At 64.4% G+C, this 12,708-nt stretch carries 11 protein-coding genes; 7 read left to right on the forward strand and 4 right to left on the reverse strand.

Annotation, left to right across the window (positions count from 1 at the left end; all coding sequences use genetic code 11):
- Positions 1–38 precede the first annotated feature (38 nt).
- The 7 genes from N177_RS00575 to N177_RS00605 all read left to right on the forward strand — a co-directional run bounded on the left by N177_RS00575 (position 39) and on the right by N177_RS00605 (position 5,434).
- Positions 39–971 (forward strand): ABC transporter permease, encoded by a 933-nt coding sequence (locus N177_RS00575; RefSeq protein WP_023430275.1) that lies wholly within the window; start codon positions 39–41, stop codon positions 969–971.
- A 66-nt stretch (positions 972–1,037) separates the two neighbouring features.
- The gene (locus tag N177_RS00580; RefSeq protein WP_023430276.1) at positions 1,038–1,889 is read left to right on the forward strand and encodes an ABC transporter ATP-binding protein; all 852 of its coding nucleotides are present in this window, start codon (positions 1,038–1,040) and stop codon (positions 1,887–1,889) included.
- 2 nt (positions 1,890–1,891) lie between these two features.
- Positions 1,892–2,659 (forward strand): Crp/Fnr family transcriptional regulator, encoded by a 768-nt coding sequence (locus N177_RS00585; protein ID WP_040484895.1) that lies wholly within the window; start codon positions 1,892–1,894, stop codon positions 2,657–2,659.
- Between the two features lie 482 nt (positions 2,660–3,141).
- Positions 3,142–3,960, forward strand: coding sequence for a sulfotransferase family 2 domain-containing protein (locus N177_RS00590; protein ID WP_160170903.1), 819 nt, complete (start codon positions 3,142–3,144; stop codon positions 3,958–3,960).
- On the forward strand, positions 3,953–4,705 hold the full coding sequence (locus N177_RS00595; protein ID WP_040484878.1) for a hypothetical protein: 753 nt from the start codon (positions 3,953–3,955) through the stop codon (positions 4,703–4,705). The genes N177_RS00590 and N177_RS00595 overlap by 8 nt, the downstream gene beginning before the upstream one ends.
- Before the next feature lie 83 nt (positions 4,706–4,788).
- Positions 4,789–5,154 carry a hypothetical protein gene (locus N177_RS00600; RefSeq protein ID WP_152527804.1) on the forward strand — a complete coding sequence of 122 codons (366 nt, stop codon included), beginning with the start codon at positions 4,789–4,791 and terminating at the stop codon, positions 5,152–5,154.
- A gap of 88 nt (positions 5,155–5,242) precedes the next feature.
- Positions 5,243–5,434: a hypothetical protein gene (locus N177_RS00605; protein WP_023430280.1), complete on the forward strand. Its 192-nt coding sequence runs from the start codon at positions 5,243–5,245 to the stop codon at positions 5,432–5,434.
- Positions 5,435–5,874: 440 nt separating this feature from the next.
- On the opposite strand, the gene N177_RS00610 is transcribed toward N177_RS00605, so the two are convergent.
- The 4 genes from N177_RS00610 to N177_RS00625 are packed head-to-tail and all read right to left on the reverse strand — an operon-like array spanning position 5,875 to position 12,128.
- On the reverse strand, positions 5,875–6,978 hold the full coding sequence (locus tag N177_RS00610; protein ID WP_023430281.1) for a glycosyltransferase family 61 protein: 1,104 nt from the start codon (positions 6,976–6,978) through the stop codon (positions 5,875–5,877).
- A complete protein-coding gene (locus N177_RS00615; protein WP_040484880.1) occupies positions 6,978–7,922 on the reverse strand; it encodes a tetratricopeptide repeat protein in 945 nt (314 codons plus the stop codon). The genes N177_RS00610 and N177_RS00615 overlap by 1 nt, the downstream gene beginning before the upstream one ends.
- Positions 7,919–11,164: a glycosyltransferase family 61 protein gene (locus N177_RS20350; RefSeq protein ID WP_023430283.1), complete on the reverse strand. Its 3,246-nt coding sequence runs from the start codon at positions 11,162–11,164 to the stop codon at positions 7,919–7,921. The genes N177_RS00615 and N177_RS20350 overlap by 4 nt, the downstream gene beginning before the upstream one ends.
- Positions 11,154–12,128 carry a glycosyltransferase gene (locus N177_RS00625; RefSeq protein WP_051402187.1) on the reverse strand — a complete coding sequence of 325 codons (975 nt, stop codon included), beginning with the start codon at positions 12,126–12,128 and terminating at the stop codon, positions 11,154–11,156. The genes N177_RS20350 and N177_RS00625 overlap by 11 nt, the downstream gene beginning before the upstream one ends.
- Positions 12,129–12,708 lie beyond the last annotated feature (580 nt).

The raw sequence follows: 12,708 nt of genomic DNA on the forward strand, positions 1-12,708 counted from the left end.
GCCTTCGCCCCGCTATCACAGCTCCGGAAGCCCGCCCCATGCAGAAAGCTCTGAGAGAGACCGTCGCCTACACGGCTTCGCCGCCATCGGCCGGCCCGGCGCAGGCCGCTCACCCGCCGGTGGACGCCCCGCCGAAATCGGACGGGTCGCAAGCCGCTCGCTCGGTGCAGGCCGCGGTCACGCACGCCCTGGCCGCGCTCCGCGGCAATGCCTACGGCCTTGCCGTCGGCACGCTCGGCCTCTTCATCGGCATCGTCCTGTGGCATCTCGCCACGACCCACAGCGTCGACTTCTACGTCAACTTCGCCAACGTGCCGCCGCCCGTCCAGGTGCTCGACGCGTTGATCCGTCATTTGCAGGATCTGCGCTTCTACGTCCACATACAGGTATCGGTGCAGCGCATCGCGACCGGCTTCCTGCTCGCGACGCTTCTCGGCGTGCTCCTCGGAACGCTCATGGGGCGCTCGCGGCTCGGGCGGGCGCTGTTCTATCCCTATATCGAGGTCCTGCGCCCGATCCCGGCGGTCGCGTGGATCCCGCTCGCGATCCTGATGTGGCCCACCGACGAGGCCTCGATCGTCTACATCACCTTCCTCGGCGCCCTGTTCCCGATCGTCATCAACACGATGCACGGCGTGGAGCAGGCACCGGAGGTGCTGGTGCGGGCGGCGAAGTCGCTCGGCGCCTCGCGCATGCAGATCTTCTGGCACGTCATCTTCCCCTCCGCGCTGCCCAGCATCACGACGGGCCTGGCGGTGGGCATGGGGGTGAGCTGGTTCTCGCTGCTGGCGGGCGAGATCATCTCCGGCCAGTACGGGATCGGCTACTTCACCTGGAACGCCTACTCGCTGATCAACTACCCCGACATCATCGTCGGCATGCTGGTCACCGGCGCGCTCGGGACGATCTCGACCTATCTCGTCCGCCTCGGGGCGAGGCCGCTCCTGAAGTGGCAGCGCAAGGCGCGATGAAGGGCCCGCCGCGCCCCGTGGGGCGCCGCACGCAATGCCGGACGCAACGGAGAAGGGTGAGCCAACATGACGGAAGTGGTTTCGATCGCGAGCAGGGTCTCCGCCCATGAGACTCTTCGCGGCAGTGCCGGGCGCGGTCATATCCGCATCGACGGCGTCTCGATCGTCTTCGGCAGCGGCCGGGCGGCACATCAGGCCGTGACCTCGACGACGCTCGACATCAGGCCGGGCGAGTTCGTCTGCATCCTCGGCCCGTCGGGCTGCGGCAAATCCACCCTGCTGAACTCGATCGCCGGCTACGTGCGCCCGAGCACCGGCGAAATCTCGGTCGACGGCGAGGCGGTGAGCGGGCCGGGGCCCGACCGGGGCATGGTGTTTCAGCAGTACTCGCTCTTTCCCTGGAAGACGATCCGGGAGAACATCGCCTTCGGCCCGAAGGTCGGCGGCCGCAGCGCCACCGAGTGCGGCTCGATCGCGAACACGTTCCTCGAGATGGTCGGCCTCACGAAGTTCGCGAACGCCTATCCGGCGGAGCTGTCGGGGGGCATGCAGCAGCGCGTCGGCATCGCCCGCGCGCTGGCGAACTACCCCAGCGTCCTCCTGATGGACGAGCCGTTCGGGGCGCTCGACGCGCAGACGCGGCTCATGATGCAGGAGAGCCTGCTCAACATCTGGTCGGAGTTCGGCACCACCGTCGTCTTCGTCACCCACGACGTGGACGAGGCGATCTTCCTCGCCGACCGGATCCTGATCATGAGCGCCAGTCCGGGCTCGGTCATCGCCGACCTGAAGGTGCCGCTGGCGCGGCCCCGGTCGCTCGAGGTCGAGACGAGCGAGGCCTTCATGGAGCTCAAGCGAAGCTGCCACGAGAAGATCCGCGCCGAGAGCCTCAGGGCCTTCCAGCAGCAGGCGCAATGAACATGAAGATCCAGCATGAGGACCCTCCCGCGGCCGGCGGCGGAGCGGGATCCCCACGGCCGGTCACGTCGGCCGTCTTCCTGAGCGAGGAGCCGTCGGGCCTGAACGAGGGGGCGAGCTTTCTTCAGAAGCTGAGCGAGCCCGAGCTTTCGGCGCTCCGGGAGGCGGGGACGCCGCGCCAGGTCTGTGCCGGCGCGGGCGTGTTCCACCAGGGCGACGCCCACAGCGGCATCTGGCTCATCGAGCGGGGCGTCGTGCGCACGTTCTATGTCAGTCCGGCGGGTCGTGAGATCACCCTGGCGCTGTGGACGGCGGGTCACTTCGTCGGAGGCCCGGAGGTGTTCGGTGGCGGCACCCACATCTGGTCGGCGGACGCGCAGGAGGACTGCGAGCTTCTCTACCTCACCGGCGGCCGGATCCGAGGTCTGGCCGAGACGATGCCGCGCTTCGCGATCTGCCTGATCGAGGGGCTCGTGGCGAAGGGCAAGTGCTACTCCGCCCTCGTCCAGATGCTCGGCACGAGGTCGGTGACGGAGCGGCTCGCGCATCTCCTCCTCATCTTCGCCGACACCTCCGGCCGGCCGGAGGGCAACCGCCTCGTCATCGAGCGCAAGCTCACCCACGACCAGCTCGCCAACATCGTCGGCGCGACCCGGCAGTGGGTGACCATGACGCTCGACAAGTTCCAGAAACGCGGCCTGATCTCCGTGGGCCGCCAGCAGATCGTGGTCGAGAACTACGACCTCCTTCGGGCGGAGGCGCGGGCCTGAGAGTGCCGCCCGTCGCCCCCGCAACCAATCGACAGGCCCCGGGGGCGACAGGCCGAGATCCGGAAGATGAAGGCCCTCAGGACACGGGACCGGCGGATGCCCCCGTGTTTGTCAAGCGACGGTCTGCGTTCGGTCGCTCTCCTTCTGGCCGCGACTGATGACGGTGAAGAACTCGTGGGTGATGTAGCGCTTCATGTCTCTGATGGCGTCGAGTCTGGAACGAACGTGTAAAGATCCGTCTGAGGGTCTTTCGGGGCCGCCATCAAGTGCTCCGTCCAGCGCTGCCGCCACATGACCCTAGGCTCCGTTGCCGCTGTCCGCGATGATCTCGTCATCGGCTCGCCTGCCATGGCCGGCTGACGAACTCAACGCCTGCCGGAGATCACCCAGGCCCGCAGCGGGCCATGCCACTCGTGGGACCCGATCGTTACGGCCTTGGCAACATCGAGTGCCGGTGGTACTGGCAGAGATGTCAACGGGTGGTGCAGGTATCGATCGAGATGGCAATGGATTCCGCGATAGATCGTCCCGCTGCGGCACTGCAGCCGGGCGAGCGCATTGTTTTCCACCACATCCCCAAGACCGGCGGCACGTCCGTCCTCAATGTCCTGCACAGCCTGTTCTCTTCCGAGCAGATCGTGACGGACACGACCGCTGCCAAGGTCAAGGCGCTCCCTCCGGATCGGCGGCGCCAGGCCCGCATTTACAGCGGGCACATGGCTTACCATGACGTTGATGCCATTCCGGGCCGCAAACGCATCCTGACGTTCCTCCGGGAGCCGAGCGCGCGTATCCTGTCGCTCTACTACTTCTGGCGATCAATGACCGACGAGTTCGCCACCGGGCGTCCGGGGCCGCAGATCGCCAAGCGAAGCACCCTTCTCGATTTCCTGCGTAACGACGAGCCTATCGTTCGCAACCACATCAACAACGGCCTCGTCAGGTTCTTCGTACCTGGCGGGCGGAATGCCGCGTCAAAGCACATGTTGACCACGCCGCCGCAGGACCTCGCGCAGCAGGCATTCGACCGTCTTCGCACCTACCACTTCGTGGGCTTTCAGGAGCGCTTCGACGAGGACTTCGAGGCGATGCTACTGAGCGTAGGGAGGTCACGGCAGCCGGCGGTTCGAAAGAACGATCTGGTCAGCCTCCATGGGTCGGATCCCAACTTTCAGAAGGTGGAGCGCGAGCCCATCACTCCTGAGATTGAGGAGGAGATGGCGCGGCTGACAGCAGCCGACTCCCTCTTCTACAGGATGGCCTTTGAGGCGCGTGAGGAGTTGAGGCCCCAACTTGGCTAGGGTCGCCGTCTGGATCTCGGTCCTCTGGGTTTTAGCCCTCACGGTACCAGGGATCGGACACTCGGGGGAGGGCATTCCGGAACGCCCGAACACCGCCTTCGTCGTCTCAGATGGTGACATTTATGGCCCGGCCGGCGAAAGGTTCATCGTTCGCGGCGTCATCGCGTTCAACCGAGCCTTCGCAACCTTCCGTAATCATCCCCACGAGGACTGGGCCTACCGGTCAGCCACTGTACCAGAGGATCGCATCTCGCCTCCGACCGGCTTCCTCGACGACGTATATGTCGACAGCGATACCGCCTACCGGCAGCTCGCGGTGATGAGATCCTATGGGGTCAATCTCGTACGGATCTTTGTCGAGCCGGCGATTTTTAACACCGCCGCCTACACGGACGAGAGTAGCGGCCTCTCGTTCCCGCCAGAACCTGAAGTGCTGGACGACGTGATCGCGTCGGCCGCCCATCTTGGGATGGTGGTGCAGTTGCAGCCCGGCGAGGACAATGTCTCCGATGCCATGCTGGGTGGGTTCATGGGACGTTTGGCGGCGCGATATCGCGACCAGTGGAATGTCTGGCTGCATGCTTCGAACGAGCCGTACTCGACAGGAATGTGGAGACCGGACGGCCAGGAGGTCTATCCTCACCCTGACAACAGGAACAATGAAGCTTGGGCCGATCGAGTGGGGGGGCGCTGCGAGCAATTCGGGAGGCAGGCTTCCGGAACCCGGTCGTCGTCTCTCCCCTAAACCTATGGAAGATCCAGAACGTCGTGCAACGCCTGCGGCAGGAGCCCTTCGCTGGCGACCCTAACCTCGTCCTGGGCCCGCACATGTTCTACGTGCACCGCAACGACATCGTGAAATTCGAGGACGACGTGAGACGTCAGTTCCGGAGGGGCATCGCCGCGTACAGGGAGCAGTTCCCAATCGTGATCGACGCCTTCGGGTTCGCAAACACGACTCGGGCGCCGACGGGGGATCTTAGGGAACATCTTTTTACCGGGTGGGTGCCGGACGCTCTTCGTTGGTTGAGCAATCCCGCCTATGACGGGATTACCTTCTTCGTCTGGCCGCCCGCCTACAATGAGAGCCTCTATCTCGCCGAGGACGAACCAGGCTATCCTTTGACCGAGTGGGGCGAGATCGCACGGGATTGGTTCATGGAGACGCAGCGGCGCGTGAGCGGCGTACACTGAGCTGCTCAGGCCTTGGCCCTTCAAGCGATGCCCGTCGGACGGGCATGGAGCCTGTCCGGTTCCCTTATGGTCCAGTTGGAGAGATGAAATGACCACATCCAAGCTGCCGCCTGTCACGCAGGATCTGATCCGCATCGTTGCGATCCGGGTTGCTGGCCTTGAGAAGGGCCAGTGGAAGGATCTTTCTGCCGAGGAGCGCAATCGCCATCTCGCGACCGCGCGGCGGATCCTCAGTGCTGAGCGCAAGTACTTCACTCGGCGGCAGAACGCGGCGGCCTGACCTCCAAGCGTTCCAGTTGCACCCTCGTCGTGGCAGGCGCGGGTCGACGAGTTCTGCTGGCGTCACGGCATCAGTTCGGCGACATGTCTGATGCCCAGCGGAAGGCAGTCGCGGTATGGAGGCCTCTGACGCGAAGCGGCCCCGCGAGCTCGAAGTGGAGAACACAAGCTCAAGCGGATCGCTGCCGATCAGATGCTCGTCATGACGGCAATGAAGGAAGTGCGTGCATGTTTCGCGTGATCGCGGGACGCCTTCTGGGGGATGATGGACACGATTTCCACATGCTCGCGGGCGCATGTTCCACGCGATGGTCGGCAGGGATCCATGCCACCGGGGGCAGCCTGAAGCGGCTCACGCAGGCCGAGGCCGCAGCAGGCATCACGGAAGGCTCTACCCTCCCAGGAGTGCGAAAGCCTCGACAACTTCAGCTCCCTCTAGACCTACGCCTTCACAACCTCCTTCAGGCATCGCTCCAAGGCCGCCATGTCCAAATCGGGGATGAAGTTCGACCAGAGGAACTGGTGGCGCGGGAACATTCGCTGCACGTCCGAGAGGACCACGTGAGATTCAAGGTTTAGCGCGCCTGCGACGGGACAGAAATAGTCCTTGAAGGTCAGCTTCGTGCCGAGCGTAACAACCGTTGCGCCTTCCGGCAGAAAGAGCATGTTGGCAAGACCCGACCCCGCCTCGCACATGAAGACGCTGCAGTTTGACAGGACCTGGCGTTGCTGGCGGACGCTGAGCCTCATTGGATCGACGCAGCGGAAACCGTAGCGCTCGGCCATGTCGTTGACCAGTCGCCGCCGCTCCTCGCCCATCGCGCGGGCGCCAGTGCGCGTGAAGAATATCCTCTTGCCCGCTTGCGGTCCGTGGCTGGGGAAGCCCAGGCGCTGCCTGAGGAAGCGGACGATGGAGGGCGACACCGCGTTGTCCTGGCTCGGATAGGAGCAGACGATGGCATCCTGGAAGATGTTATTCCCGAAGCCCTGGTAGGTCTGGCACTGTGGGATCGACATCATCGAGACGATCTCGTTCTGCCACGGCAGCATGGGGCCGGGGCTGGGGGCTTGCGCGAACAGCGCGAGCCGATTCTTCCACTCGGTTGGCGGGACCATGGCCAATGCGCCAATCACGTCGAAGATGAAGTGGTAGTAGAAGCTTCCGAGCCCCGGAAGCAGGATCACTGGCCGTGTCACGATCGTCGGCTGGGGGAGATCGTAGGCGTAGCCTTCGGCACCGCTGGCGAAGAGATAGGGATCCCAGATCTCCCTCTCGTATCCGGTGAACATTTGCGTGTCCCGCAAAAGCCTGCCTTCGATCGCGACCGGGATGAGGGAGGGAGACAGGGGGCGTGCGTTCCTGGCGCGAAAGGCGAACAGGCGGCTGCTCGTCCGCCGTTGTTCGACCCGCCAGCTCCTCTTGGCATCGTGTGCGGTATAGGAATAGCCGAAGGGCTCCGACGCCGTCGCGCCGACATATCCTTCGCCAAGGCCGCCGGCCACGGCGTCGCGCCCATCCGTCGCCGTGAAGTCCTGCCGCGCCATCAGCGCGTCCTTTCCCATCCTGCGGATGGCCCCAGCGTCCTGCGCCAGCCGGGGGGCGAGGCGCCCCGGCCGACCGGCGACGCCTCCTCAACGCCCCCGCCATGGCCCCGAGCGCACACCAGTCGGTCCAGTTGAAGGTCGAGGGTCGGCCCAGCGCTCCCTGCAGCCGGCACCAGGCCCCGCGCATGCCGAAGGCTCGTCTCGGCCTCTTCGAGCGAACCCGTCAACTTGCGAAGGACGGCGAGCAGATAGTGCCCGAGCGGCACGGCGGGCGCCTGTTCAATCGCCTCGTGGATGAAGGCTTCTGCCCGCGCGAAGCTCGGTTCGGGCATGCCGGGCCAGGAGAGCGCCTCCTGCAGCAGCGGCTGGATGCCATAGGCCGCTGTCACGGTCGCTCCCTTCCGCTCATCCCGCACCAGGTGGCGCTCGTAGAGCGCCGCGCTCGCATGCAGATCGCCCTGTCCGATCAGCCCGTGCGGTCCAGCAATCGACTTATACGCCTCCTCCGCCGATCGATAGGAGCCCATGAACTTCGCGAGGCCCGCCGCAAGGAGAACGGACAGGAGCGGCAGGTCGACGCCCTCGTCCCTCTTCTGCAGCATCTCCAGGAAGGCGCGGTGGTCGAGCTTGTTGTGATCGTAATTGCCAGGAAAATGCAGCGTGGCGGGATCGCATACAGGCCGGAGCAGGTTCAGTAGAGAGTACCATATCGGCAGGCTGTTGCGCTCGACGGCAGCCTCCACGTCGCCGAGTTCGAAGTCCTTCGCTAAGCCCAACTCGTTGGACAGCGTGTAGACTGCCCGCAGGAGTTCAGGCTTGGCGCTCTCGGGAACCGCCAACTTCGTTCCTTCGCCCTCCGCCAGCTGTTGGAGCTTCTTGACGAAGGTGAGAACTGCCGGATGCTCGCGCCAGAGTTCGCGACGGCGGCGACGGAAGAGCATCATAGATCCGCATCCCGGAGCGCTTGGAGCGCGCCGATGTGCTTGAGAGCCGATCGAACATCTTGGCCGGCGACCGTGTAGTCGTCGTCGGCAGGATCCTCGCAGCCAGTATACTCCCGCGATCCGACGACGAAGCAGATGTCATGGCCGAGGCTCCCCGCAAGGTGCCGTAGATGGCGTGTGCGGGGGGCGGAAGGATCGCATGTCAGCACGATAAGCCGACTTCCCTTGGGCGAGAAGATCATGTTGGCCAAACAGTCGCCGGCAGCGGCGACGACGGTGGGCGACTGACTCCACCGCAGGATCGCGTAGTCGAAACTCGTCCGATCGAACTCCTCGATCATGAAGCCGTCCCGCGCGAGCAGGACTTCAATCTGCTCATTGTTCGCTAGTCGATGCGGAGCGCTCCGGCGCGTGGCGAACAGCTTCTGCCGCGGAAGCTCCGCCGGTGCCAGCCGCCGTTGGACGGTCTCGGCTGCGAGACATGTCCACCGGCGGCTGAACGCGAAATCCGCGGTCGTGCCGGCACTTCCAGCAACTCGCCTCGTCATGAGTGTCACGTTGCTGGGTATGGTCAGTCGGCCGACCTGATACGCTGCCCTGTCCCGGAGCCTGATCACGGGGCGGTCCTTGACGTTGGCGAGATAAAGGGCGCGGTAGAAGTCCGCCGGTAGGTCATCGCGCACTAGGAGCGGCCACTCCGCCAGGTGGGGCAGGGAATCGAGCATCGCAACCGCCGGCAGCGCCTCGAGGAGCCAGCGGGCGTAGCTCGTGTCGCATTCGCTTGTCAGGAGCACACCCTCTTCGATCCGGTGCACCGGACGCCGATCGAAATTGAGCAGCACCTGTTCCCCTGAGACGCGAGGCAGGAGATCCGAGGCGTCGATCTCAATCTCCGGATCGTGTGCGTGCCTTGCCGCGGCGTCATGCAGCACCGTTCCGTCGTCAGTGACGACGACCTTCGTTCCTGCGAGCACGACCGCGCCCTCGATCTGTGCGACGAAGGTTGAAAGTCCCGGCAGCCGCTCGGCGACAAGAGTGTCGTCCACGCGACCGAAGCAGCGGGTCTCCGGAATTGACGTTTCCTCGGCGGCGAACTCCTTCAGAAGACAGCCGTGTTCCTCCGCATAGCTTCTCAATCCGCGCAGCGGCAGAACGAGCCCACGCCGCGCCCACGCCCTTGACCGCGTCGAGAGCATGGCGTGCAGTGAGGCGGCGCGCTCAAGATCGCCCAAGGCGATCAGCCGGTCGATGATGCCGGAGATATCCTCCGCGGTTGGCCGCTTGTTGTCGCCACGGCCGTGCAGGAGAAAATGGATGAGAGGATTCGACCCGGCAGACTCCGGACACTGCGCCAGATAGAAGGCTGGATCGAACAGCACATGTGGGCGCAGCGCGTCCCGCCAGCCGCGCCTGACATAGTGCTCCAGCGGCGTGCGTTCACGCGCCCGGTCGGGATGCTGGTCGAGATAAAGGGAAGTGTCGAACAGCGGGTGCGGGTCCGCCGCCGCTTCCCACCCGCTCTCGGCGTAGTGCAGCAGGGGAGCCTTCTGCCCTATCTCGTCGCCAAGGAAATTGCGGAGGTAGAAGGCCGGATCGAAAAGGGGGTGTGGCTGCGCATGCCACCCCCGCGCAAGATAGTGGCTCAGGGGCTCCTGGGCGACCGGTTCGGTCTGCTTCAGGCGGTCGATGTAGTAGTCGGGGTCGAAGAGCGGGTGCGGGCTCCGCCCCGCTAGCCAACCTTCGGTCACGTAGTGCTGCAGGGGCGGAAGCCCACCCGTGCCGCCCGCCTCTTCCAGGTAAAACCGGGTGTCGAAAAGCGGGTGCGGATCGCCCGGCTCCGTGTCCCCCCGCAGCACATAGTGCATAAGAGGTTCGGTTCCCGCCATCACGAGATCGGCTCGCTGCTCGAGGTAATAATCCGGGTTGAAGAGGGGATGCGGCCAATGACGCTCGCGCCACCCGCTTCTCACGTAATGCGCCAAGGGCTCGTCGCCGGATTCTGCGACCGCGGGGTATCTAGACAGATAGAAGGCGAGATCGAAGAGGGGGTGGGGGCGCTTCCCTTGCTTCCAGCCCTCGCTCAGGTAATGCACGAGGGGTGCAATCGAAAGCTCTCCCCCTTCGCACTGCGACCGATAATGGATGGGTTCGAAGAGAAGATGCGGCTTCGCATCGTCGCGCCAGCCCAGCGTGAGATAGTGCGCCAGTGGGTCGACGCCCTGTCGTGCCACCTCCGGACGCTGCTGCAAGTAGAGCTCACGGTTGAAGAGCGGATGCGGCCATGCGCCGATCCTCCAGCCTATGGTCACGTAATGCGTGAGAGGATCCGGCGCCCGTGCTTCGATGTCGTGGCAGTGATCAACGTAGAATGAAGAGTCGAAGACGGGGTGCGGCGAGTGGCCCTGTTTCCAGCCTTCCACCAGGTAGTGCTGCAATGGCGGAAGGCCGGACATCTCTTCCACTTGCGCGAGATAGTACCGCGTGTCGAACAACGCGTGCGGGTCCTTCCCCGCCTCCTCGCTCTGCATGACGTAGTCCAAGAGAGGGTTCGACTGCGGCAATTCCGGATCGACACGATAATCGGCCCGGTGCGTCGGGTTGAACAGCGGATGTGGCCAAGCCCACTCCCGCCACCCGGCCAACAGATAGTGGGAGAGAGGTTCAACGCCGGCCTCGGCTACATCCGGACGGTGTGCCAGGTAGAAGCCGGGGTCGAAAAGCGGGTGAGGCTTCGTACCTTCCCGCCAGCCGTGCGCGAGATAATGCCTCAGCGGCTCCAGTCTTGCCTCGACGACATCCGGTCGCTGCTCGAGATAGAAGTCCACATCGAACAGGGGGTGCGGTTTCAGGCCCTCCCGCCACCCCCCTTCGAGGTAGTGTTGCAACGGCTCGACGCCGCTCCTCGCGAGTTCCGGTCGCTGCGAAAAGTAGAAGGTCGGATCGAACAGCGGATGGGGCTGGCAACCTTCCGCTCGGCCTGCCCTCAGATAGTGAAGGAAGGGCTCTACCCGGGCGGCTGCGACGTCTGGCCGCTGCGAAAGATAGAAGCGAACGTCGAAGAGCGGGCACGGATTGACCCCCTCCCGCCATCCATACTGAAGATAGTGGACGAGCGACTTGTCCTCCGTGTCTGCGGCGTCGGGGCGCTGCGCGAGGTAATATGCCGGGTCGAAGAGGGCGTATTCGAGCGCGGCGGCTTCTTCCCCCGGGTCCCAAGAGGGAAGGGGTTCGCTAGTGCTCACAGAAATGCGTCTCGCTCATGATCTGAAATAGCTCGGCCGGTCCGAACCCACGGCCCGCAAGCTCACGCGAGCGGTCCTCGTCATCGAGCCACGCTACCGCGCGTTCGATGCCGACCGACCGCACGAGTTGTTTCGGGTGATTGAGATAGAGGAAGAGGATGTCGGCCTCCCGAGCGAGCAGGTCGTCGCTGGACCGCGCCGACATGTCGTGAGGGAACGCCTCCCGAAGGAGGGAATGAGACGTTCCCTCCAGAATGTCTCGATAGATCGACACCAGCTCGAACGGGGTGCGGTTTTTGTTGCGGGGACCCGAGAGGTTTCCCTCACCGTCGCGCACGCGGTATCTTACAATCGGGTCTTCGAACCGCCGCATCCTCGCGCCTTCCCGGCAGGCGCGCACCCAGAGGTCGAAGTCCTGGAGCTGGATGAGCCCGCGTCGGTAGATGCCGTGGCGCTCGAAGAAGCTCCGCCGTGCCATCGCCGATGGCCCGCACAGGAAGTTCCCTTCTAGGAAGAGTGTCCGGAGCAGCTCGGCCTCGCTCTCGAAGTTCTCCCTGAAGAATATCGGAAACCTGTAGTACGGCAGCTCCCGGGAGCGGTCGTCGATCAGCCTTGGTAGGGAGAACACGATGTCGTATCCCCGCTCGATCTGGTCGAGCTGCTGCTCGACGCGATGCGGGAGCGATATATCGTCGCCGCCCAGAAGAGCGACATACTCTCCGCGGGCCATCCGAAGCCCGCGATTCGTGGCGTCGCTCGGTCCGGCATTCTCCTGCCAGACATAAGTCAGCCGTTTGTCCCGTATGTTCCCGACGACGGTGGACGTCCCGTCGGAGGATCCATCGTCGACTACGATCAACTCAAGGGTCTGGTGGGTTTGGCCGAGAACCGAGTCGATGGATTCCGCGACGAGACGCCTCTGATTGAAGCACGTGATGACCACGCTTACGAGAGGCTCGGGCATGCTCGCTCAGTTCCTCGGCGACAGCCATCAAGGTGTGTCTGCTATGAGGAGGGGGACACCGGGGCCTTGAAGCTACATTGGCATTGAGCTCACTGTCAATGACAGCAAGAAACCGGACAGCCGACCCGATTGTATGCGAGGCGGCCGGCGCGACGATCGGAACTCTGGCATGCCGTTGCCGACGTGGCGTGACGCCCACTCCTCATCCAGTCGGAGCCGGAACCCGGTGGTGATCAACGCCCTCTGCTGGCGCCAGGCAAGTTCGCCGCCGGAGGCGGTGGGCATATTCGTGTGGTGTGAGCCAGCCGGGGCTCGAGTGAGGCTTCTCGGTGTTGTACAACCCGACGACGGAACGCCCACAGGACCGAAGAACGTCAGCTTCTCTACCCGTGGCACCCTTGGGCTGGGCGGCAGGTTCACGTCCACGATGTGGTCGACAGGTCTGGGATAGTCCGTTTCCGGTGCACGTTCTCTGACGACGCCTCGGGCCGCTGGCAGGAAGTTCCCGCCTGGATGTTCGACCGAGCTTGCAGCACGAGCCGGCAGATGCTCGAGGCTCCCCAAGTCGAGCTTTCCGCGG

This window comes from Lutibaculum baratangense AMV1 (assembly GCF_000496075.1).
Classification (GTDB): domain Bacteria; phylum Pseudomonadota; class Alphaproteobacteria; order Rhizobiales; family Tepidamorphaceae; genus Lutibaculum; species Lutibaculum baratangense.